16 protein-coding genes are annotated in these 23,640 nt (G+C 62.6%); 10 read left to right on the top strand and 6 right to left on the bottom strand.

Features of this window, described 5'->3' with window-relative positions; translation table 11 throughout:
* The first annotated feature begins 132 nt into the window (after positions 1-132).
* The 4 genes from NC595_RS13895 to NC595_RS13910 all read left to right on the top strand — a co-directional run bounded on the left by NC595_RS13895 (position 133) and on the right by NC595_RS13910 (position 4,560).
* Positions 133-3,030 carry a PAS domain-containing protein gene (locus tag NC595_RS13895; protein WP_253567386.1) on the top strand — a complete coding sequence of 966 codons (2,898 nt, stop codon included), beginning with the start codon at positions 133-135 and terminating at the stop codon, positions 3,028-3,030.
* Positions 3,030-3,401, top strand: coding sequence for a response regulator (locus NC595_RS13900; protein ID WP_253567388.1), 372 nt, complete (start codon positions 3,030-3,032; stop codon positions 3,399-3,401). Before NC595_RS13895 ends, NC595_RS13900 begins: the two co-directional genes overlap by 1 nt.
* 31 nt (positions 3,402-3,432) lie before the next feature.
* A complete protein-coding gene (locus NC595_RS13905) occupies positions 3,433-4,104 on the top strand; it encodes a response regulator transcription factor (protein WP_253567390.1) in 672 nt (223 codons plus the stop codon).
* Between the two features lie 105 nt (positions 4,105-4,209).
* Positions 4,210-4,560: a hypothetical protein gene (locus NC595_RS13910; protein ID WP_253567392.1), complete on the top strand. Its 351-nt coding sequence runs from the start codon at positions 4,210-4,212 to the stop codon at positions 4,558-4,560.
* Positions 4,561-4,588: 28 nt separating this feature from the next.
* Here NC595_RS13910 and NC595_RS13915 read toward each other — a convergent pair whose 3' ends face one another.
* From NC595_RS13915 to NC595_RS13925, 3 genes are all read right to left on the bottom strand, one after another.
* Positions 4,589-7,462: an ATP-binding protein gene (locus NC595_RS13915; protein ID WP_253567394.1), complete on the bottom strand. Its 2,874-nt coding sequence runs from the start codon at positions 7,460-7,462 to the stop codon at positions 4,589-4,591.
* 123 nt (positions 7,463-7,585) lie between these two features.
* Positions 7,586-7,999, bottom strand: coding sequence for an Ohr family peroxiredoxin (locus tag NC595_RS13920; RefSeq protein ID WP_253567396.1), 414 nt, complete (start codon positions 7,997-7,999; stop codon positions 7,586-7,588).
* Positions 8,000-8,017: 18 nt separating this feature from the next.
* Positions 8,018-8,452 (bottom strand): sigma factor, encoded by a 435-nt coding sequence (locus NC595_RS13925; protein WP_253567398.1) that lies wholly within the window; start codon positions 8,450-8,452, stop codon positions 8,018-8,020.
* Between the two features lie 329 nt (positions 8,453-8,781).
* On the opposite strand from NC595_RS13925, the gene NC595_RS13930 reads away from it, so the two are divergent.
* Together NC595_RS13930 and NC595_RS13935 are read left to right on the top strand one after the other, a co-directional pair.
* Complete coding sequence (locus NC595_RS13930) at positions 8,782-10,395, top strand: ABC-F family ATP-binding cassette domain-containing protein (protein ID WP_253567400.1); 1,614 nt, start codon at positions 8,782-8,784, stop codon at positions 10,393-10,395.
* Positions 10,396-10,724: 329 nt separating this feature from the next.
* Complete coding sequence (locus tag NC595_RS13935; RefSeq protein WP_253567402.1) at positions 10,725-12,206, top strand: hypothetical protein; 1,482 nt, start codon at positions 10,725-10,727, stop codon at positions 12,204-12,206.
* A 569-nt stretch (positions 12,207-12,775) separates the two neighbouring features.
* On the opposite strand, the gene NC595_RS13940 is transcribed toward NC595_RS13935, so the two are convergent.
* On the bottom strand, positions 12,776-13,861 hold the full coding sequence (locus NC595_RS13940; protein ID WP_253567404.1) for a hypothetical protein: 1,086 nt from the start codon (positions 13,859-13,861) through the stop codon (positions 12,776-12,778).
* Positions 13,862-15,006: 1,145 nt separating this feature from the next.
* Positions 15,007-15,237, bottom strand: a complete 231-nt coding sequence (locus NC595_RS13945) for a hypothetical protein (RefSeq protein ID WP_253567405.1) — start codon at positions 15,235-15,237, stop codon at positions 15,007-15,009.
* A gap of 603 nt (positions 15,238-15,840) precedes the next feature.
* Between NC595_RS13945 and NC595_RS13950 the strand changes: the two genes are divergently transcribed.
* The 3 genes from NC595_RS13950 to NC595_RS13960 are packed head-to-tail and all read left to right on the top strand — an operon-like array spanning position 15,841 to position 21,247.
* Positions 15,841-16,923: a tyrosine-type recombinase/integrase gene (locus NC595_RS13950; protein WP_253567406.1), complete on the top strand. Its 1,083-nt coding sequence runs from the start codon at positions 15,841-15,843 to the stop codon at positions 16,921-16,923.
* 32 nt (positions 16,924-16,955) lie between these two features.
* Complete coding sequence (locus NC595_RS13955) at positions 16,956-20,357, top strand: NERD domain-containing protein (RefSeq protein ID WP_253567408.1); 3,402 nt, start codon at positions 16,956-16,958, stop codon at positions 20,355-20,357.
* On the top strand, positions 20,348-21,247 hold the full coding sequence (locus NC595_RS13960; protein ID WP_253567410.1) for a hypothetical protein: 900 nt from the start codon (positions 20,348-20,350) through the stop codon (positions 21,245-21,247). The genes NC595_RS13955 and NC595_RS13960 overlap by 10 nt, the downstream gene beginning before the upstream one ends.
* 219 nt (positions 21,248-21,466) lie before the next feature.
* Here NC595_RS13960 and NC595_RS13965 read toward each other — a convergent pair whose 3' ends face one another.
* Entirely contained in the window at positions 21,467-22,333 is an 867-nt protein-coding gene (locus NC595_RS13965) for a S1 family peptidase (protein WP_253567412.1), read from the bottom strand.
* Between the two features lie 513 nt (positions 22,334-22,846).
* Here NC595_RS13965 and NC595_RS13970 point away from each other — a divergent pair.
* A complete protein-coding gene (locus tag NC595_RS13970) occupies positions 22,847-23,638 on the top strand; it encodes a Hachiman antiphage defense system protein HamA (RefSeq protein WP_253567413.1) in 792 nt (263 codons plus the stop codon).
* Positions 23,639-23,640 lie beyond the last annotated feature (2 nt).

The following is a 23,640-nucleotide window of genomic DNA, read 5'->3' on the forward strand; positions in this document are numbered from 1 at the left end:
GATCAAAGCAGAGGGAAACCGAGCGGGCGATTGCACCAAGGTATCGACCGATACCTTCGGATGGGGGCGCCCTGGCGCGTCGACGCAAGCAGGAGAGTCTGGCCCGGCGCCCTCATCCGACACCAAAGTATGATGGGCAAAAACCAGGCGCAGGGCGCATTCTCGCCGGATAGCGACCGTGAAGTGAGGACCGGTATGGAGGGTGAATTCAGCCGCGTCGTCGACGGACTTCCCGGCATCATCTGGACTGCACTACCCGACGGAGGCGTCGATTTCGTCAACCGGGCATGGTGCGAGTACACCGGCATGGGCCTGCAGCAGGCTGCGGGTGACGGCTGGCTGGCGGCGGTCCACCCGGAGGATCTGGCAGAGCTGCGCAAAGGCTGGAGCAGCATCCTCGCCTCACACCCGCCGCAGGAAATGCGGGCCCGCATGCGGCGCGCCGACGGCGCCTGGCGCTGGTTCGTGCTGCGCGCCGGCCCGGTGCGCGACGCGGCGGGCAAGCTCGCTCATTGGTCCGTCATGGCGACCGACATCGAAGATCATCGGCAACCGGGCGCAATCGCCAGCCCGTCGGTCGGTGCGTTCGCGATGATCGCCGATGCGCTGCCTGCTTCGGTCCTGCTGATGACACCCGATGGAGAGATCGAGTACTCCAACCGCCAGTCGCAGGAGTTTCGTGGTGCGACGCTGGAGCAACAACGGGGCTGGAAATCGGCCGACTTGATTCATCCCGACGAATTGCCGGCGGCCATCGAGGCATGGGAGCGCTGCGTCAAAAGCGGCGATCTATTCGACATGGAGTTTCGCGCGCGCCGTTTCGATGGCGTGTACCGCTGGTTTCACGTGCGCAGCCAGCCCATGAAAGACGAGCAGGGCCGGATCACCCGCTGGTGCACGCTCGATGTGGATATCGACGACCGCAAACGCAGCGAGGCATTGCTCGCCAGCGCCATGACGCAGCTGGCGGCATCCGAAGACCGACTGCGAGCAACGATCGATACGGTGCCCGGTTTTGTATGGCGTGCCGCACCCGACGGCAGCGTGGAGTTCCTCAACCAGCGGTGGTGCGATTACACCGGCCTCAGCCTGGCGGACTCCCTGGGCATCGGTTGGACATCCGTCATTCACCCCGACGACGGCCCCGCGCTGGGGAGCTATTGGCAGGCATTGCTCCAGGCCGGCGAGCCGGGCTCTTTCGAAGCGCGTCTGCGCCGCGGCGATGGGGCGTACCGCTGGTTCCTGATCCGCGCCGTGCCTCAGCGCGATGACGCCGGACAGGTGGTGAAGTGGTACGGGCAGAACACGGACATCGACGACCGCAAGCGCGCCGAGTTGCTGCTCGAAGGCGAAAAGCGCCTGCTGGAAATGATGGCCAGCGGTGCGCCGCTGGCGCCGGTGCTGGAGGCGCTGTGCGACATGGCGCAGACCTCCCTGGACGGGGCGCTGTGCAGCGTGGTGCTGATCGATCCGAAGTACACCCATGCGCCGCGGGATTCCTCCTCGCGTTTGCGACTGCAGAAACTCGCCGCGCCGGGCACATCCGCTCAGTTGCTGGAAGGTACAGACGGCCAACCACTCGAGCCCGATTTCAGCCCCATCGCCTGCGCGGCGGCGAGCGGGGAGGCGGTCATTGCTGATGACCTGACCGCGGAGTCCCGCTGGGATCGATGGCGGTCCTGGGCGTTATCGCATGGAATCCGCGCGAGCTGGTCGGCTCCCATCCGGTACAGCTGCGGTGGTGTCCTGGGCGTCTTCTCGGCGCTTTTCCAGGACAGCAACGCGGATCGCGCCCATCGCACGCTGATTGCGCAGTTCACCCACCTCGCGAGCATCGCCATCGAGCGTGCGCACAGTGAAGCCGCGTTGAAGCAAAGCCAGGCGTTCATGAGCAAAGCGCAGCGGCTCAGCGTGACGGGAACCTTCTCCTGGCGCGTCGGCAGTGACGAGATCGTCTGGTCGGAGGAGGTCTACCGCATCCTGGAGATCGACCCGTCGGTGACGCCGACGTTCGCATTGATCGACACGCGCATCCATCCGGAAGATCTTCCGGCGCACGACGAAATGATTCGCCGGCAGCGCAGCTCTCCGGGCGACTTCGAACACGAGCACCGGCTGCTTTTTCCCGATGGCCGGGTGAAATGGGTGCACCTGGTGGCGCACGCGACACGGAGGGAGGACGGCGGTGTGGAGTACATCGCCGGGTTGCAGGACATCACCCAGCGTCGGTTGTCCGAAGAGGCGTTGAGCAAGGTCCGTTCCGAGCTTGCGCATGTGGCCCGCGTGGCCAGCCTGGGCGCGCTGACCGCGTCCATCGCGCATGAAGTCAACCAGCCGCTGGCGGGCATCATCACCAACGCCAGCACCTGCCTGCGCATGCTGGGCGCCGAGCCACCGAACATCGACGGTGCGCGCGAAACGGCCCGGCGCACCATCCGCGACGGCAACCGCGCGTCTGACGTGATCAAGCGGCTGCGTGCGCTGTTCGCGAAAAAGGAGGCGAGCACCGAGCCGCTGGACCTCAATGAAGCGGCCCGCGAAGTGGTGGCGATGTTGCTCGGCGAGCTCCAGCGCCACGGAGTGGTTTTCCATCCGGATTTCGCCGACGGCTTGCCCATGGTCAGCGGCGATCGTGTCCAGTTGCAGCAGGTGATACTCAACCTGGTGCTCAACGCCTCCGACGCGATGAGCGACATTCGAAGCCGCCCCCGGGACCTGCGCATCATCACCCGCCTGCAGGAAGACGGGCACGTCCGTCTGGCCGTTCAGGACAGCGGCGTGGGTATCGATCCGGCCGATTCGGAACGCATGTTCAATGCGTTCTACACCACCAAGAGCTCGGGCATGGGAATTGGGCTATCCGTGAGTCGCTCGATCATCGAAAGCCATGAGGGTCGACTGTGGGCGATGGCCAACGAGGGGCACGGTGCCACCTTCGCGTTTTCGCTGCCGTGCGCGCGCAGCGCCCGCGCGAGGGAGTCGATGGACGATGCAGGATCGGTGTCCGGCGACGCCAGGGAGCGCCTTTGATGAACCAGCGTCTGCTCGTGTCCGTGGTCGATGACGATGAGTCGGTGCGCGAGTCGCTGCCGGATCTGTTGCGCGAATTCGGTTTTGCGGTGAAGGCGTTTCCATCCGCCGAGATGTTCCTCGCCTCCGGCGACGCCGAGGCGACGCGGTGCCTCATACTCGATATCGCCATGCCCGGCATGTGTGGGCCGGAGCTCCAACAGGAACTGGCGCGGCGCGGCTACGCCATCCCGATCATCTTCATCACGGCTCATGGCGATGCGGCGGAGCGTCCCCGGCTGATCCGTCAGGGCGCCGTGGATTGCCTGATGAAGCCGTTCAGCGAGGCTGCCCTGTTGAAAGCGCTGAGCGCCGCACTGCCGGTGGGCTGACCGTATGACCGATACCGCAGGAGGAGCCGCCATGCTGGATCCCCAACGCAATGCTGCAAATACCGCGCGCACGGATGCCGACGAGCCACCGGTCGTGTTCGTCGTCGATGACGACGTGTCAGTGCGGGAGTCGCTGGAGCTGTTGATCGGTCATGCGGGGTGGCAGCCGCGTCTGCTGGAGTCCGCGCAGGCGTTTCTCCAACAGGACAAGCCGCGGGGCCCAAGCTGCCTGGTGCTTGATGTCAACCTGCCGGATCTCAACGGACTGGATCTGCAAGCGTGCATCGGTACGGCCCGGCCCGACATGCCGATCATCTTCATCACCGGTTTCGGCGATGTGCCGCTGACGGTGCGTGCAATGAAGGCCGGCGCGATCGAGTTCCTCACCAAGCCTTTCGATGACGAGGTGCTGCTGCTGGCGATCGCCGAGGCGCTGGAACGAAGCCGCGCCGCGCTCGCCCACGAAGCAGGCCTGGCAGCCGTGCGCGACGCCTACGGCTCGCTGACGCCGCGCGAGCGGGAAGTTCTTGGCATGGTGGTGTCCGGCCGTCTGAACAAGCAGATCGCCGCGGACCTGGGGATCAGCGAGATCACGGTGAAGGCGCATCGAGGCAAGGTCATGCGCAAGATGCGCGCACGCACGCTGCCGGACCTGGTGCAGATGGCAGCTCAGCTTTCCCTGCCGTCTGTGCCAGGGGGCTGATACCGCGCTTGCGTTTTGATCGCCTCGGGCGACCGATACCATCGTGCGATGGCTCGATGAGAAGGGGAGGGGTCCAATGGTGATGAGCCGCAGCGGGCTCACGCCATGCAGCAGCAATTGCCCCCAACCGAGACCCGAGCCATGAGAGCGAAATGCGCACGCACCCCACCGGTACGGCTGCTGACGGCCGATCGCAAAGCGCACGACCCCAACGAGCGGATGGTTGCTGGCAAGATCGCGGTATCTCGCCAAGATGCTTCACGCGATGCATTGACCGTGTCGAACCTGTTGGCGATCGCCGGATTGATCGAGCCCGATCCCGCGGCTGTGCTGCAGTGGTATGGCGAAACGACCATTGCGTCGCTTGGCGGGCTGACCGCGGAAGCGCTCGTGACGCAGGGCCGTGCAGGCGATGTCCTCAGCTTTCTCCTCACGGCGCTCGATAACGACGGTTGACGGCGCGCACGGGCCGCCCCGTGCTGACTTACACAGCCCCGAGTTCCTGCCGCAGCGTCTCGAGCTGCCGCAGGTCGGCGGAATCCCGTCCTTCCGGCCCCCAGCGTGCATCGCAGTCGTCGAGCAACGCCGTGGCCTGCCGCAGATCACCCTGTTCGAACGATTGCTGCGCAAGGTCCATGCTGGTCCGCAATTCCCACGCCCGCGCGCCCTGGCGCCGGGCAAGCGCGAGCGATTCCTGCAGGGCCTGCGTTTGTGCGTCGCTTTCGCCCAGGCCTTTGTGTGCTGCCGCCTTTACCCGCAGCAGCTCCGGCAGGGCGAAGGCATCGCCGCTGCTGCGACAGTGCCCGATGGTGCGCTCCACCAGATTACTGGCCTGTCGGTGCCGCCCCTGCTGGATCAGGCCATCGGCCAGCGCCAGTTCGAAGGAAGTGGTCAGCAGTTCGTAACGCATGCCGTGCAGGCTGGCCAGGCTCTCTTCCAGCCAGCGCACCGCCTCGTCCGCGAAACCTTCGCGTACGGCGATGGCGCCGCGCATCCCTACGGCGGCGGCCATGTACGGCCCGAGCAGGTTGGTATGCGCGACGCGTGTGAAGGTGTCCAGACTCCGCTTCGCCTGCGCCAGGTCGCCCAGCCAGATGTAGATGCCTAGCGTCCATACCAGGGCGATGCAGTGCGTCACCGGATGGTCCAGCGCGACGGCCTCGGCTTCGACGCGGTCCGCCCATTGCCTTGCCTGGTCGGGATGACCCTGCAGCCACAGCGTCCTGGCCAATGCCAGCCCGGTGCGGTTGCGATGGTCGAAGCCGTAGTGCAGCGTGCGGCTGCGACGCGAGGGCGCACTCAAAGCGAGCGCCTTCTCGAGCTCCTGGCGCGCCAGCGGCTGATCACCGAGCAAATGGTGCGATACACCGGCCAGCGATGCGGCCACCCCTATCGCTTCGGGTTCGGCAATTGCCTCGCCAATGGCGATCGCTCGCTCGGCCCAGGCCAGCGAAGAGGCGAAGTCGCCAATCCGCTCGTAGAAGATCTGCAGCAGGCCCAGCAGACGCAGTTGCGCCCATTGGTCGTTGCGCGCCTGCGCGATGTCCATCGCACGCAGCAGCGCCGCTTCGGCAGCCGCGCTATTACCTCGCGTGAACATCAGCACGAAGCCGAGGGCCGCTTGCAGTTCCTGCTCGGTCGCGGTGCCGAAATAGCCCAGCTCAAGCAGCTCGGCGGCGCGCGCGCACCAGATACGGCACTCGGCCAGCAGCGAGTTGTGCAGGAACAGAGGCGCGGCCGCGGCGGCAAGCGGGAGCGCGAGCCCTGGATCGCCCTGCGGCCCGAAACTCCACTCCAGGGCCGCGCGGACATTGCCGAGCTGGCGCCCCAGCCGCGCCGATCGCTCGAACACTTCGTCCGGTGTCTCGCCCAGCTGTTCCAGCACGCGCAGATAGAAGGCTGCGTGCCGTTGTTGGACGAGGCGGGCCTGTGTTTCGCCGCGCAGTGCGAGCCGTTCCTTGGCATAGGCGCGGGTCATTTCCAGCAGGCGGTAGATGTCGTCCGTGTCACCGATGTCGACCGCGACCAGCCCTTTCACCGCGAGCTGGTCCAGCGTCGCGGCCGCCGTGGTGGCGTCGATTTCGGTGTCGGCCACCACGGTGGTTGCCGCTTCCAGCGAAAACGGCCCGACAAAGGCGGCGAGCCGATCGAACACCAGGCAATCGGTGGGCGACATCAAGCCGTAGCTCCAGTCCAGCATCGCGCGCAGCGTCTGCTGCCGGGGCAGGGCAGTGCGTCGACCGGACCAGCCCAGCGAAAAGCGTTCACCGAGCAGTGCATGGGTGGTGCTGAGGCCATGCGTGGCGGCCCTTACTGCGGCAAGTTCGATGGGCAAGGCCATCCCATCCAGGCGCCGGCACATGTCGGCGATCAGCCGCATGTCGTTCGAGCCCACCGCAAGCGACGCGTTTCCGGCGGTTGCACGCTCCAGGAATAGCCGCACCGCCGGGGAGCTCAGCAACTGGTCGTCCGAGAGGTGTTCATCGTCCGGGGGCAGGGCCAGGGGATTGAGCCAGTACACCTGCTCGTCCCGCGCACGGAGCGGCTCCCGGCTCGTCGCCAACAGCGCGGTGCCTGGCGCGCTCTCCCGTAGCCGTTCGGCGATGTCCGAAACAGTGGCGACCACGTGCTCGCAGTTGTCCAGGATGAGCAGCTGTGAGCTGTGCTGCAGGGAGGCGATGACCACCGCCAGCGGATCCTCCGCTTGCACGGGTACGCCCAGGACAGCCGCCAGTGCAAACGGCACCAAGGCGGCATCCTCCACCTGCGCCAGGTCGACGAACCGCGCCCGCTCGTACACGGCATGTTCGAGGCGATGCCCGATTTCCACTGCCAGGCTGGTCTTGCCTACGCCTCCAGGGCCCACGATGGTGAACAGCACGGGCCGTTCCAGCCGCTGCGCCACCTGCTCGACGTCCGCCTCGCGCCCGATCAACCGTGGTCTCGAAGGCAGGCGGCCTACCGCGCTGGCGGCAGCCGGAGTAGGGACGGCAACAGCAGGCAGGGCGCCGGCGACTGGCTGTTGCAGCTGCACCGGCGCCACAAAGGCATAGCCGACACCGACCTGGGTGGCGATGTAGCGGGCGCCCTCTACACCGTCGCCGAGCAGGCGCCGCAGCGAGGTCATGTGAAAGCGCAGGCTGCCCTCCTCGACCACCACGTCGGGCCAGACTTCCTTGAGTAACTCTCGCTTGGAAAGCACGCGCCCCGGACGCCTCGCCAGAGCGAGCAGCAGGTCGAATGCGCGGCCGCCCACCTCCACGGGAACACCGTCGCGGGTCAGCAGGCGCTTGTGCGGTACCAGGCAGAAGGGGCCGAAGACGATCTGCTCGGTGTTGGGCGGCGATGCGTCGTCCAATGCAGATTCTCCAGAGGTGATGCGTGTGACGGCGACGGCCCAGGAGGAAGGGCGCTGCACACGGTCATCATAGGATGTTCGCCCCCGGAGGGCACCTGCTGACCCACTTGCCTTGTCGGCCGCTCAGGCCAGCACGAACGATACGGCCATGTTGCCCGTGGTGGCCTTGGTGAACGGGCAATTGCGCTGCGCGGCGAGAATCAGGCGATGGGCGATTTCATCGTCCAGTCCGGGCAGCGATACAGCGAACCGCGCGCTCAGGAAAAACCCCTGCTCACCATGCGCCAGATCGACCTCGGCGCCGACTGCTGCCGAGGCCGGAAACACCAGTTTTCGCGCATGCGCCGCATGCCGTAGCGCGCCCAGCAGACACGCCGACCAGGCGATGGCCAGCAGTTGCTCGGGGTTCGCGCCACCACCTGGCGCACCCGGAGGGGTGAGTTTGATCTCCAGCCGGCCATCAAGCGTGTGCGCCGCGCCATTGCGCCCTCCAGAGGTGAGGGTGCGCGCGGTGTGCAATACCGTGTTTATCGCCATGATCTGCTGCTATGGCTCTCAGCAGACCCCAGCAGGGCGCCGCTCGCAGTGACGGGTGCGGGACGAGCCATCGGTGTCGCCTGGCGAATGCGGTGCTGGCGCGGTGACATCACTCGCGCCGGCCGTCGCGTTTTGGCGGCGCTGGTAATCGACCATCACGCGTCTGGCAGTGTCCAGCAGCCATGCCCGGAAGGGAGCCTTGCTGTCGAACGTGGCGCAGTGCCGATGCAATGCGGTGAGCGCCTCAGCCACCAACGGCGCCAGCTCCGCGTCGTTGATGCGGGCAGCCAGCGTCTGGCCCCGAAAGAAGGCGGTGAACACCGATGTGGCTTCCTCCAGCAACTGCGCGCATGGCGGCGTGCCGCGGTCGATCGCGGCGACCATCAATGCAACCAGCGCATCGTTCGGGAGCCTGTCCGTTGCCAGGCGGCAACAGCTGCCATTCGCATCCATCGTGGAGTCCTCCGCCTTGTCGCCATCGCGTCGGTGTCATGACCGAGCCTGCGTGCCTCAGTGTCCGAGCACGGCTGACATTCAGCCAGCGAGCTGTTGTTAGCTGCTGTTAGACGGCGCGGACGAAAATGGCGTCTGACGCTGAACCGTGGCCTTGGCGAGAACGCCGGTGGGTTTGTCGTTCGCCACCGGGCTGGCTATAGTCGCGTCCTGTTTTTTGTCCGCTCCAGAGGAATCCGTCCAATGCGCCAGTGATGCCGCCGTCCTGCTGACGGCCTGTCCGCCTCCATCCCCACGGATGGACCGACACATGGCACCTGGAGATTCCCATGACGGAAGCGTTCCTCACGCTGCGCGATGCAGCGTTCGCCTGGCCCGACGGTCGGCGCGTGTTTTCCCCGCTCGATCTGCAACTCGACCGTCGCCCCACCGGGCTGGTCGGTCGCAATGGTGTGGGCAAGAGCGTGCTCGCGCGTCTGCTCGCCGGTGAGCTGGCACCTACGGCCGGACGTTGCGAGCGCACGGGAGCGGTGGGCTACGTGCCGCAGCACATTGTCTGCGCACCCGGCGCGACCGTGGCGGCCATTGCCGGCGTGCAGCCGGTGCTCGATGCGCTCGCACGCATCGAAGCGGGCAGCGTCGACGCCGCGGATTTCGAGCAGGTGGGCGAGCGCTGGGATATCCGCCAGCAGCTGATCGCCTGGCTCGACGAGCAGGGCCTGGGCCACCTCCGCCCCGAGCAGCCGGCGAATCAACTCAGCGGCGGCGAGCTCACCCAGGTCGCGCTGGCCGGCGCCTGGCTCGCCGAGCCCGACGTGCTGGTGCTGGACGAGCCCACCAACCACCTTGATCGCCCGCATCGTCACGCGCTGCTGCAGCGCCTGCGCACGTGGCCGAAAGGGTTGCTGGTGATCAGCCACGATCGGGAACTGCTTCAGGCCATGCAGCGCATCGTCGAGCTCTCGCCTACCGGCCTGCGCGACTACGGTGGCAACTACGAGTTCTACGAAAGCGCCCGGGCGCAAGAGCAGGAGCGTGCGGTGCAGGCGCTGGAACATCGCAAGGCCGAGCAGCGTCGCGGCGATGAAGAACGTCGGCAGACCTTGGAGAACCTCAGCCGTCGTCAGTCGCGCGGGGCGCGTGCGGGACGCGAAGCGAACCAGGCGCCGATCCTGCTCGGCCGACGCAAGCAGCAGAGCCAGGTGAGCATGGGCAAGTGGCAACGCGAGCAGGACGCGCGCCAGGAGGCGTTGGCCCAAGGCGTGCGCGAGGCTGCCTCGCAGGTGGCCGAAGACGCCGACATCGCACTACTGGTGCCGGAGCTGCCCGGGGCGGCATCGCGCAAAGTGGCCACCTTGGAAAACCTGCGGCTGCCGTACGGTGCCGGTGGCGCCAGCGCGCTCGACCTCACCGTCTGGGGCCGACAGCGTATCGGCATCGTCGGGCCCAACGGCAGCGGCAAATCCACCTTGCTGAAGGTGCTCGCTGGTGCAGTGCCGCCGGCCGCCGGAGAGTGCGCGGTGCACGTGCCGATGGCCTTGCTCGATCAGCAGCTGCAGTTGCTTTTGCCGCACCAATCACCGCTGCAGCAACTGCTTGCCGCACAGCCGGCCGCCATGCAGGCGGACATGCGCACCCGCCTCGCACTGCTCGGTTTGTCCGGTGACGCCGCTCTCAAACCCGCGGCCGAGCTCAGCGGCGGCGAACGGCTCAAGGCCGCGCTCGCCCTCGCGCTGTACCGCGAACAACCCGCCGAACTCCTGTTGTTGGACGAACCCACCAACCACCTCGACCTGCGCTCCCTCGACGCGCTCGAACAGATGCTTCTGCAGTACCGCGGCGCGTTGATGATCGTGTCGCACGACCACGTCTTTCTCGATCGCATTGCGCTGGATCGGCGACTGGAGGTGACGGGGCAGGGCTGGCAGCTGACGCCTTGGTAGGCGGGGGAGGGATGCCAAAAGCCGCTAGCACCTTTCAGAACGCGGCTGCCGCCCGGGGCTAGTGGCCCTCATCACCACAAGGACGGCATGGTCGCACCACGCCGGCTTTTTTTGCGGAAGCCGGGCAGGCACCTGGTTTGCAGCACGCATTGATCGCGCTAACCGTCAAAAAGTGTCCGTGGCACCGCTCGTCGCTTCGTAGTTGACTGCGGCTGGAAGGGCGCGGAGACTGGCGCCGCTACCGTGCGCGGCTGTCGTGCGGGAAGCAAACCATCGGCCCCCGTGCCTGTTCGTCCAGACGGGGGCAACTTGCTCGGCGAGGCGCCAGCATGATGCTTGTGTTGCAACTGCCGATTGCTGATTTACGTCTGTTTCAGACCGGAACGACAGGCATCGTCGGACCAGGGTGGCAGTTTCCACCCGACCCGCAGCGCCGTGGCTTTCTGAGGGGCATCGGTGGCGTGCGCCGGCGACGGAGCGAAGGTGCGGGGCGCGTCGACCAATGGGCAAACGCTGCTTGGTTCGTTGAGGCGCGCTCCGCTTTCAAGGCGACGTTCGCCATGGGCGAGCCGGCTCTGCACTTCGCACGCACCAAAGCCGTCTCCGAGAAATCGTTCGGCATCGAACGTATCTTCCGTCGCATTTACAGCAACGGCGGAGCGCTTTGGCATGTGCAGCTGGGCGTGCAACTCGGCCTGGTGTTTCCACAGACACAGGCCGTGTTCCGCGCGCTCGTGGACGATATCCTGGATCTACAGGTGCAGTTGCTTCCGTCATCGGGTGATGTCCCCGTTTCTTCGCCTGCGCCGTTTTTGAAGCAGCGCAATGCTGTCGTCCAACGCATTGCCGAAGCGACCACGTCGCGACAACTGCCCACTAGCCCCGGCATTCTTCTGTCGGGTAAGCCTTTGCTGTACATGGAAACGGGTGGGCGTTACAAGTTCGCTGACGCCGATCCGTCGGAGTATCTCGATATCACCCGGCCACTCGGCGGAACCGAAACCAGCAAAGGCGCGCCTCTTCAGTTGCATGTGGATTTATTGCGCCGGCATAAGTCCGATGAGTGCCTGCTGCTGTGGCTTGAATCCGGCGCCGCACGCGGACAAGGTAAGCGCAACCACCTGCGCACAAACTTGCTGTGCCTGCACGCCGAGCTGGAAGTACTCAAGCTGGTTCTACGCAAGGCAGATTCTCTGGGAGCGCCCAATGCCGCCTTTGAACGCTATCTCGCGCACGCACACAAAGTAATGAACCGCGCCCAGTGGCTTGGCAATGATCAGCAAGCACTACGGGACGCATTGGTTGCCTATGATGCGCTCACCGGCAGCGAAGCGGCAGCCGTGCGCGAGTTGCTTGAGGACCGCAGGCAGAGCCTGGTTCGAGCTGAGGAAATCATGCGGTCAATTGGGGAAGGCAAGGCCACTGTGCATCTTACTGTCGAGAAGGCTAACGTCGTGAACACTCAATTGAACATCGGCGGAAACGTAGGTGGAAACGTCAACTACAACGCCACAATCAATGGATCCCAAAACGTCGTGAACAACGTTGCATCCCCGGACCTAAAAGCCGCGCTGGAGCAATTGTTGGCAGCGAGCGGCAAATTGGCGGACGCATTGCCAGCAGCTGAGCAAAGCAAGGTTGCGGCCTTGACCAAGGAAGTCATCGACGAAGCTACTGCGCCCGCTCCTGACAAAGCGAAGTTGCAACTCAGTAAGGACGGATTGATAGATGCAGCGAAAGCCATAGCAGGCATGGCGCCCTTCATCGCGAAGGCAGTGGGTGCCGTGCTGGGTATCCTCGGCTTCGCTTAGATCAGGCCCCGATGCGCTGCCCATCCGGCGCTAGACCATGCGCAGACCCTTGCAGAGCGATTCTTGTCGAGCTCCCTCAAGTCATCGGTGTTCGTGCTTTTCACCTTCGGGCGGGCTCTTCAGGAACTTGGGTAGCTCATCGCGATTAGTGGGTGTTATCGGGGGTAGGTTGAGCCTGTGAACCCTCAATGCCCACCAGGGCTAGTCGGTACCATGCAACCAGCAGTGCTCGCATAACGAACAAAGCAATGTAGGTCGGCATCACCACACCGTGCGCACGTACCACAACGCTCAGGGTGTCGAGATGCAAGAGCGGCGGGAGGTCGATACCACGATGATGCCGATCGCCACCGCGATGTAATAGAGGTGTTTGGTGGGCGAGCGTTCGACTTGGGCACTCATGCTTGGAGTTAAGCAGGGGAGAGCGAATCGAGATTGACAGCCATGATTGTCTTTTTTTCAGTGGGGCGGCATTGCTAGATTAGCAGGCGGTTGAGAAACCTCGGCACGCCGCGGTGGTCATAGCCGCCCTCGATCATTGCCCGGCTGATTCGATGCGCAGGCCGCCATTAGTGATTAACGCCTTCGGACACGGAATCACCGGTGTGCGCGAGCGCAGGGAAATCATCGCGGGTTAGGCGATGCATCACGATCGTGCCGCCTTCCGCAGTGGAAGTCTCAAGCTTTAGGGCGTTTATTTGTGCGCTTCCCGCAATATCTTCGAGTTGGCCAGCCTGGGTGATTAGGCTAATCTCCTTAACCGAAAGGATGCTTGGCAGTGAAACTATATCGAATTCAAGTATGCGCCCAGGCAAATCAGTTAAGCTGGTAATGGCTCCAGTGGTGTGGATTCGCTGTTTGTGCGTATTGATCTTCACAAAAAGATCAACGGTTCCATCTGCTGGATGGTAGAACAGGCCGCCTTCTACAATAGGGCCAGCACTGGCATCTGGCGTCAGAGTGGTTTGTAACATATTCAATGCAGGAATACCGAACGATAAATCCTCATCTTCTCGATGGTACATGAGTGTGGCTGGCTGATTATTAAAATGAGTCGGGTCGCCCGCATCTTTTTTAAGCAAGCGCACCCATACGACCGGAAAAAAATGTTCTGCCTGCGCGCGCGACATCTTCGGGAATAGCTTCGAGTTCGGGAATATCTGCATTTCAGTGACACGGCCAGCGTCATCGCGGACAAGGCTTACAGTAGGATCAGGGCCTGTCCAATACTCTGGCGTGGCGAACGGGATATTTGGGTCGATGGATGCTAGGTATTTATTCCATTGCTTGATAGCTGGTATCAGGACTGGCTCTGATGCGGGAACTTCGTAGACGATGACGGCTCCATAATTGGATATTTGAAACTCGTGACGCTCAGACTCTTTGAGGATCCGGTCTTGCTCCCTGATATTCTCAGCACGCTGATCCGATTCAGCCTGTGCACGGTACCTGCTTGCCACTACCGTGACCGTAAGAATTGCGATAGCAACAAGCCCGGAAACAACCGAGCCGGTCACTATGTACCTGTCTGAGGTAGAGAGAGAGCCCACCTTCCGCTTGGAAAGGATGGCCAAGACACCAAACAACGTCGCGGAGAAAATGGCCAGCAGCTGAAGCGTCCAGCCCGCAGAGGCCCAGAATCCACTACCGATCACGCTTCTCTCCTTAGCGCGAGTACGTGCTTGTGAAGGCCCGCCCATCCCGGCCAGAGGAGCACTGTTGCTCGGATGAATATTACTGCGACTACCAAGCCCCCGCATCTGACGGTGAGAATGTTGGAGCAAGGCCAATCATCGGCCCGGTAATTACGATTCGTAATCGGGGACGGTTCTGCTCGCAGCGGGGAGGGTCGGTCCGTTAAGCAGGTAACTCGCGCGACTGGTCAACAAGCTGCCGGCTTGGAAATACCCTATCACGGTGCTGACTCCACGGTGTTCGGTCATCGCCATCACCTCGCCCAGCGGCACGACCTGGCGGCCCGCTTCGGTGACAAAGCCCGAGCGCAGGCTATGCGCTGCCCAGTTGCCCTCCAGCCCAGCGAGGGCCGCGCGGCGCTGGACCACACGTGCCACGTTGTCGGCGGTAATGTCCGTGGTGCCGACAATGCCGCCGCGGTGCAGCCGGTGGAAGAGGGGCCGGTCGCGGTCGGCGCGGCGGCGAGCCAGGCGGCCAGGTCCTGGGCCACCTTGCCCCGCAGCGGTTTTTCGCGGCGCGGGCCGTCAGTGGTGGTCTTGGTGGCGCCGAGCGCGTAGACCCAGGTGTCGGCATCGAGCGGGCGCACGTCGGTGACATGCAGCCCCACCACTTCCGAACGCCGCCGCTCCAGACTAGGAGGAAGGCGCGGTCACGAACGCCTCGCAGCCCGTCGGTGGCAGCCGCACCCGCAATTGCGCATAATGTATATTATGTAAAATAAAGAATGGCCCCACGACGGGCTTGGCATGCGTGTCGTCACCCAATTAACCGTGTCACCGACCCACTTAACCCTGTCACTCCGCGTAACCATGTCACCTTCTTACAGGATTGCACTCGTCACGCGATCAAATGGGATCTGCGGCAACCCCAGAGCTTGGTCTGAGAAACGACAGAGTTGAGATTCGCCGTGTGATCTCGCCGAGAGCTGACCACTTAACCATGTCACCCAGTTAACCGTGTCGCTATTTTTCGACGCTTTCGGGGCGCCATGAGGCTGCGACGTGCTGATGCGCCGCTGGTTCTCAGTTGCTGCGGCTGGCTGAACGTAGATCGGGGGCGTAGCCTGACGCGACCGGCCGCCGGCGGTGAGCCACGCTCCGAAAAGTCATTTCTTCTTGGGCATGTCCCGCACGAGCTGGTGCAGACTTTTGCCGGTGCGCTCGCGCACGGTTTCGAGCTTGGCGTCGGACCGAATGCCGGCGGCAAAGTCATCGCCGTACTCTCGGCGCAAGGTGGATACCAAGGTATCGCCTCGCTTCTGACGGATCTCGCCGGCCTTCGGCGGGTTTTGGTCGCGGGTCCGCCCATCCAGTCCACGCGGTAGCTTGGTCGCCATACATCGCTCCTTAGATTGAGTGGTTTTTGCTACATCCCAGGCAGCGCCGATACGCACCCCAGCGCCCCTGACGTTCACGGCCTAACAGGCAACCACAGACATAGCATGAGTCCGCGTGACCTCGCTGCCACAGCAGCAGCCGTGCGAATTGAACGAGGTAATACAACGCGCTGGCACCTACCCCCAACGCCACAAGGGTGCCAGGAAGTTCGGGCCACACGGGTGCGCCCCCCATGGAGACCGGAACGTCCAACAAGGCCTTGGACACCACCGCGGCGAGTAGCGAAGCCAGCAGCGGTACCACGCTTGGCACCAATAGCCGAGCGCACATTCGCGAGACATACGACATCGAAGCTTCCTCCCTGCAATTTCGCCGGGATTGTCGTGACTAGCCATCTCATATTTCGCGACAGCCCGTTTCGATCGGACTGCAGGGTTAGTCAAGCCGTGGTGCGTTGTTATTTGTCAGCGTCCCACCAAAAGCTTAAATCATAAGATGCTGAAAAGCATACAGATTCATAGCAAAATTATATAGCGAATAATGACACTTATTCGCTATTATTGGGTATCGGCGCCGTCCAGGTGCCTTTGGGATGCCCCGCCATGACCGAGCCCAACGCCCTCCCCCTGCGCGTCGTCGACGCGCTGCAGGAACTCACTGCGGTGCCGGCGGTGGCGCCCGACATCCATGCGCCGCGGCCCGCCCTGGCGTCGTCGGTCGAGGCGGTGCTCGCACGGCTGGCCACCTGGTCGAGCGACTTTGCCGCCGGCAGCGCACCGGCCACGGTGAAAGCGGTGCGCTCGGACTGGACCCAGTACCTCGCCTGGTGCGAAGCGACCGGCATGACACCCCTGCCCGCCTCCGTGGACCAACTCGAGGCCTTCCTGGCAGCGGCGATCGACAAGGGGCGCAAGCGCGCCACCGTAGACCGTTATCTGTATACGGTTGGTCTGGTGCACGTCGCCGCGGGCCTGCCGAGTCCGTCGAAGGATCCGGACTGGCCGGTGAAATGGAAGAAGCTGATCCGGCGCCTGAAAGGCACCGGCGGCCATGCTCGCAAGCAAGCCGGCGAGCTCGACAGCGCCGGTGTCGAGACCATTCTGGCCACGCTCGGCGACAGTCCGCGCGACCTGCGCGACGCCGCGCTGCTGGCGATCGCCTCGGACACGCTGTGCCGCGAATCGGAGCTGGTGGCCATTTGCGTCGAGCACCTTCACCACAACCGTCGCCGCAACACCTGGTCGCTGCACGTGCCTTTCTCCAAGACCAACCAGGACGGCGCTGCGCCGGACTATCGCTTCGTGAGCTTGGCCACGATCGCCCGGGTCCGCGCCTGGCAGGCGGCAGCCAACATTACCGCCGGCGCCCTCTTCCGCCCGCTCGGTGGGCGGCCTAAGGCGACGGGGGATTCAGCTGAGGCGTTGCTGCCGCAGGAAGTGGCGCGGATCTTTCGGCGGCGGGCGAAGGCCGCCTGCTTAGAGAACGCCAGCAGCATAAGTGGGCATTCGACGCGGATCGGTTCCGCGAACGACCTAGCCGAGCATGGCGCCACCGGGACTCAGATACAGTTGGCGGGCGGGTGGAAGACCGATCGCATGGTGTCGTACTACACACGCCGATCCAATGCAGGAGCCAATGCCATGACCACTCTACGTCTCACCGCGACTTCCAAGAAGACGGACTAGACGCATCTTTCTCGCGCTGGGGCACCTCTTTTATGAAAAACGATTTGCCTAGCGCGGTCGAGATCTATATTGGCGCTCCGATTGAAGTGCGCTCTGAGCAGCAGGTATTGCGCAAGATCGTCAGGGCTCTAGAGGCCATGGGCCTAGCTGCCCACGTCTTCTGCAATTTCCACGTTGGCGGGCGTCAGGTCGACTTCATGGTCGCTACCGCGCGCGCCACGCTGGTCATCGAAGTCAAAACCTTTGCAGGTCCCGTGCGAGGTCGGCAAAACGGGCAGTGGCGACGACTCGATGCGGAAGGCAGCCGTGGGCTCGGCAACCCCTATCAGCAAGTGTTATATGCCAAGAATGCCCTGCGTGACGCCATGCGTGCATTAAGCGATGACGTCGTCGGCTACCCGAATGCATGCATCGTAGTTGAGCCGCGACTTCCGCCGGATTCTGACGTGGCTGTGGACGATTACAAAGTCACGCTCATCAATGGAGATGACATCGCGACAGTCCTGAACTCCCCGTCGCAAGCCCGCTGGTCATACAGCCAGTGGAGGAACATGGCTGACCACCTTGCACTGCGCAAGGTACCCACAATCGATGCTGCTTGGTCGTCCGCACTGCTGCACGCCGAGGACGAGGTAGCGCGATATACGCGCGCCTTTAAGGAGCTCTATCAGCGGGAGGCAGACACCCTGCTTTTAGACACCTATGCACTGAATGGCTCTGCGATCGACACGCCCACTTATGTTGACTACGTGGTGAAGACGCGCCGAAGTTCGCTGGTTTTTGGTCCTTCGGGGTGCGGAAAGTCGCTCTTAGCCGCGCGGGTCGCCCTGGCCTGGCAAGACGGTGGCGGCATCAGCGTGTTGCTTGCCGCGAAATATTTTGAGAACGACTTTCGACAGTTGCTAGACCGTGATCTAGGACTGCTTGACACTAGCTCATCAGCGCTTTTGAACGCCGCGCGCCGATTGGCTTCGCCTCTCCTCGTCGTAGTGGACGGTTACAACGAAGTGCCTGCGTCTCAGCGATTGGCATTGACGCGAAGCCTCCGCGCGGTCGCCCGTCGCTATGGCGCCACAGTACTGGTGACAGCCCAGGGGAACATCGAACGTCCCGACCTTCTTGAGCTTGCGGCCGTTTCCGTGAGCGAGCCATCCCCCCCGCTGAAAGAGCAGATCGCGTATGCCAGCGACGGCGCTCCGGCTGGTGAAGTGATCACATCGATGTTGGCCTGCATATCTTCTGGGCTTGAAGCGAGGCTCTTGGGTGAGGTCAGTACCTCGCTCGGAGCGACTGCCAATGGCCCGATGCTCTTTGAAGCCTACATCCGTCGAAGCCTCGGGGACGCTGCGAACCAGGGAATCGCTTTGCTATCGCGCGTCTCGGCCGAGCTGACGCGGCGCCTGTCCTTTAGCCTGTCAGTTATGGAGTTTGATCGGCTGGCTAGCGAGTGCAATGTTCCTCCGGAGGTGTATCGCAGAATTATCGACAGCCGCATCCTGGTACGGCGCGGGCCAAGGATCAGCTTTTGGCATGAGCTCTTCTTGACCGCATTCTCGGCCGAGGCAGCTGTGCGTGACGCTCAAGGAAGTTCCGATGCACTGCTTCGGTCTATCAATGACCCGCGCTACGCTGACAGCCGGCGTTTCCTTATCGCTGCCATTGATGATGATCAGCTCCTCGATGCCGTGCTCAAGCAGGTTACCCAGGCTGACCTGCTGAAGGCATGTAATGAAGGTAGGTGTGGCAGGAAGGCACAGTTGTGCTTGCAGCGCCATCTTGACCACTTGTGGCAGAGGGCATTGGAAGAGGTAAAGCACCTGCAATTCGAGATTATTGAATCTGCGTCACCTCATATCGCCTTGGTGGATGAAACCCTGCAAGCTTGGACAGCAAGCGATTACGCCCGGCTAGAGGTCTTAGGTCATCTGTTCAATGATGGCTTAAACGTCGATCGTCTGATGGAGGGAGCCGCCTGCCTCGATGCAACGCTCGCCCGCAGCGCGACGCAGCTTCGCGAAATTTCGGAGAAGCACAAGATGCCTCTGCGAAGTGGTTTATTTGAGATTGCCTACGGCCGCCAATCGAGCCCCGTGATGCTGTCACGACTATTTGCGTGCCTCGTGAGCGGCCTATATCGCATCGGACAGCGATCAACGCTACCGGCTGACCACGCAATCGTTGATGCATGGATCAAGACTACTACGCCGGGTCAGCGGTACTTACTGCTATCGCGCGCCTGGTCCATGTCTGATGCTCAGGCACTCCTACCCTTCGTCCTTCCACTTTTTGGTGAGGCTTGGCGATACCAGCCCTACCACTTACGACTTCAGCTAATTGACTTTGCTCATGTGGTTAGCCGTTACGACGTCGAGGATCCATTGCGCAACCAGTTGATTGTGGCGATGGATGGCCTTTTGAAGGAGGTGAATCCTCTACTGGCCGGCATGATCCTGGATGTGCTTCAGCAACTTGGTGCGTTGGTGGATGAAGAGGCAGAGCATGTGGATGTGGTTCGAGGTGAGATACATGACCTCCTCAGTCTTCCACCCGATGACTATGCCAACGCGCGAGCGCGTGCCGTTTTTGATGCCCAATTTGACCATCCGTACTCTAGCGCCTATATCGAGGCGATGAAGGAGTTGACGGCGGACGAACGAAAACGTCTTTGGATGATGGCTTGTGAGGGCACTGAGCATGCAGGGCTGTTTCTAGCTGGACTGATCCAAGAACTCGTTGCAACCGGTGATCCCGCGGTGGCCCGCGCGATGGGTAAGTGGGTAAACATGCCTGACGCGCGGAGTGTGATGCCGCAAGAAGCCCTTCGTGTCTATATTCAGGCGCATGTGGGGTTGGGAACGCTCGGCGTTCCATTGCCAGCATTTCAGCAGGAGGACTTGGTATCAGCGACTCAGATTGCGCTGCGTGTATGTGCGCACCTCTGCTATTGGCTCGCGCGGCGCGATCTTACACAGGCGGTGACGGAGGCCGCTACTGAGCCTCTACTTCACGCACTTCTTGCCGAGGGCGCGATCGCCGGGGCAGCTGGCGCTGTCATGGTGACCGAACAAGCGCTAATGGACCGTTGGTCCGCGGCCGGTCGAGAAGGCGCTACCCGAGAGAGGATTTCGCTCACGCGCGCCTTTCCACAAGCGGTGCTGACAATCAGTCGCAAGACCCTGAACGGCAGCGTTGTGCCGGCGCCCTATTTCGGCTCCTTCGAGGCACGAAGGGGTACAGAAGAAGTGGTCATATTTGCAATTGGGATACTAGAAAAGTACGGCGACGATACCGATCTTTACCGTTTGCGCGAACTCAGCCTAAAAGATGCCATAGGTACTCATGCCATCCAGGCGATCAAAGCAATTGAGCGGCGCACTGAGTCGCTGTCGAGCGAAGCGCGCAATGCTCATAAAGGGGGTGATACGTGGCGTTAAAGTACGACATGCGGTGGCACTTTACTCCGCCGTCAGCACCTGTGCCCAACGGCGCCATCGATGAGTTCTTTGCGTTTGCCAAGAGAGTGGCTGCCCAAGGGGGACGCCAAGATGTCCTCGAGACGTTCAAGGAGCACTTTGCGATTGCAACTGATCGAATTCACAATCGCAGCTCTAGTGAGGCTTGGGCAAGAGCCGATCTCAGAACAATGATGGACGAGGCATCGGAAAATGCGCCTCGGTTTATAGAAGCATTCTCCGATAGCTGTGAATTGATCAAGCGACAGTCGCCATCATGGGTGGTACCTGACGCGATCCTGATCAACCAGGTGATGCAGAAGCATAAAATTCCGTTTGAGCTTCACCCACCGGATTTGTTGTTTGCAGGTACCGGTGGGTCCGAGGCGTTCGTGGACGTGCCCACCCGCCCAGCTTCGCTCGCCGACCAGGCAGTCGAGATTTTTCAGAAATCCCTTCAGCGCTCCGAGCGAAGCTTGTCAGAAGGCAGAGGGCGAGAGGCGGTTCAGGAGCTGATTTGGCTGCTGGAAAGTGTTACCACGACGGCATTCAAAGGTGTGGACACCGACGCCGGGAAGATAGGTGGCACATACTTCAACAAGATCGTTCAAGACCTCCGGAAGAAGAAGCGTGGCACGACGTTTGACCAGGCGTTGGACTGGGCCACAAGGTTACATGGCTACCTATCATCGCCGACCGGAGGCGGGGTTCGGCACGGACTTGATCTCAATACTGGTGTGGCTATGAGTCCACGCGAGGCGCGTCTTTACGCCAACCTCATTCGGAGCTACCTCGCCTACTTGCTGGCAGAGCATGAGGCGATGACCTCGGTTGCAACAGACCAGACATCGGATAGTCCTCGACGTCAGTGATGGAGTTATATCCCCGGTAGGAGCCTGACAAGGCCCCAGTGGCGGCGGCGCGCTAGCTGCTCGCCGCGGGCTCCTCCCAACGGCGGTCGTTGGCGCACCTCGTGGCGGAAGGCCAGATCGGGGCGGTTTGCGAGATCTTGAGCCGGACGATTTACAGATTCGCCGGCTGAGCTCCGCGAACGGCTTCCGCCGCGGCGCAGGTTCGATCGCGTCTACTAATCAGGCTGGAATGCTCAGTGTGACTGTGCCCGTAGCATCCACAGAGGTGAAGCGATCGACAGCACGAACGGCGCCATCATCCACTAGCTCCTGCAAAAGATAGGGCGCCGTCGCCACTGTCACCGGGGCGGCGGTGTGCCGCAACTCTATACCGACCGCGGGCCAGATTGCCGAGACGTAGGACACTGCCGGCTCGTCGCTCTTCCCAAGTTCAAAACTGGACCCGACCACCCCAATGACGTGACCATCGCTCGAAAAAACCGGCCCACCGCTCATGCCGCCTTTGGTAGCCGCGTTTGCCTCGAAACACGGGTATGGGAGCATGACCCTGTCCCGGGCCCGCTCGTGGATCGCGGCGATGGTGCCAGAGGACTCGTGGGGATCAAGACCGACTTTTGCATTACCCTGCTCATCCAGACGATGGGTGGAGTGCGGATAGCCGAGCGCGTTTACCGCTTGGTCGACTCTCGCCTGGGCGAGCGACAGGGTTGGCAGTTCCCACGTGAAGTCGGCCGGCAATTCGGGCGGCTCGCGTAGCTCCACCCACAGGGCCACTACATCGATGGTCGGCGTGTACCCGTAGCCCATCACGGCCCACTTCATAGGGCCGTGATGGGCATGCTGGATCGAAAAGTCGATGCCGAACTTCATATCACCGACGATCTCGTGGATGCGGCAGCCGTGGAACTTCTCGGCGACCTCGTCGATGACGTGGCGCGCTGTGAGCGCGAGGAAGGGCGCGACGAAGAAGCCGGACCCCAAAGGCAGAAGGCTACCGCCGATGGTGTCAGATGCATCGCCTGCGACCAGCACGCCCGTGTAGTGGAGCCGGGAATCGCCAGGTCTGGTTGGTTGGTAGGCACTCATTACGCTTTTCTTCCGGGTTCCACCGACCAGATGTTGCGCTTGAACGGCAACATCGGATCAGCGTGCAATGGCGCGGCGGTAAAGATTTCACCGATCGCATTCGCGAAGCGCAGCGTGACCGGGAGGCCGTCCCCACGGCGCTGCGCCCGATGCCCACTCCAGAGGGCAGGAGTCCCTGGGCCGTCATCGTTTCGTGCTTCAACTGCCAATTTATGCCGAAACCGATCGATGGGATAGGAAATTTCTCACACTTGATCATGAGCCATTTCGACAGGTGCCGCGGGTCGACGTTGCAGGGTCGACCTCGCCCCGGAAGACCGTCGCTGCAATGACCGCCGCTCAGACTGGAAGAATCGATCTGCTCTTGAGCAAGGCCAGGCCGCTGGGGCTCTCCTTGCCCCGACCGCGGAAAAGTCGGGCACACTGATTCACTCACGCCCAAAGTCTGTGCTTGACCGGTTCTTCCGTGATCCGGTAGCACTCCCCTTCGAGGACTGAAAGGAATTCGGTGCTATGGATGAACTTGGAATTGATTTCGTGGACGCCGTGCCGTGGTTTGCACACGCGCAGGATCAGCCGTACGTCTTGATCCATGTAAGCACGGCGAGTGTGGCGCAGCTGGCGGCAAGCATCGGCGTACCACTCAGGCGTTGCTACATAACCGACGCCGATCTCGATGCCGCTGCGCAGAGAACCGGCGTAACGCGCGCCGAGATCGTCCAATCCAAGCTCCCCGATGCGGGAGCGACCATGTCCGGCGATTTCGGCGAGGTGCTTGGCTACTTTTATCAGGCGTCCCGCGAGCTGCCGGCCACTGCGATCGGACCGAAGAAGTGGCGCCTGAAGCAGGACCGGACCAAGCCGGCGCCCAAGTCGGACGTAGTGCATTTCGTGATGCCGAACCGCCCGCACGCCAGTGCGGCGGATGCCATCCTTTGCGCCGAGGTCAAAGCCAAAGCTACCGCGGGCGCGTCCACCCCGATCACAGATGCCATTGCCGACTGCAAGAAGGATCGAACCAGCCGCCTCGCCAGCACGCTGGTGTGGTTGCGCGAGCGGGCCTTGACCACGGATCTCGGTGACGTCGACCTGCCGTTGCTCGACCGATTCATCCAAGCAGTGGACAACCCGCCCGTCTCCAAACGTTTCCGCGCGGTGGCCGTCATCTGCGATGCGCTATTGACCAACGAGCTGGTCGCGGCGCCGAACGAAGCAGATCCGGAGTTCACCCTCGTCGTGATCGGCGTGCCAAACCTGCAGCAGACGTACACCGCGGCATTCGCTGCCGCACAGGCCTCGGCCTAGTC

Source organism: Dyella lutea (assembly GCF_024158035.1).
GTDB classification, from domain to species: Bacteria; Pseudomonadota; Gammaproteobacteria; order Xanthomonadales; family Rhodanobacteraceae; genus Dyella_A; species Dyella_A lutea.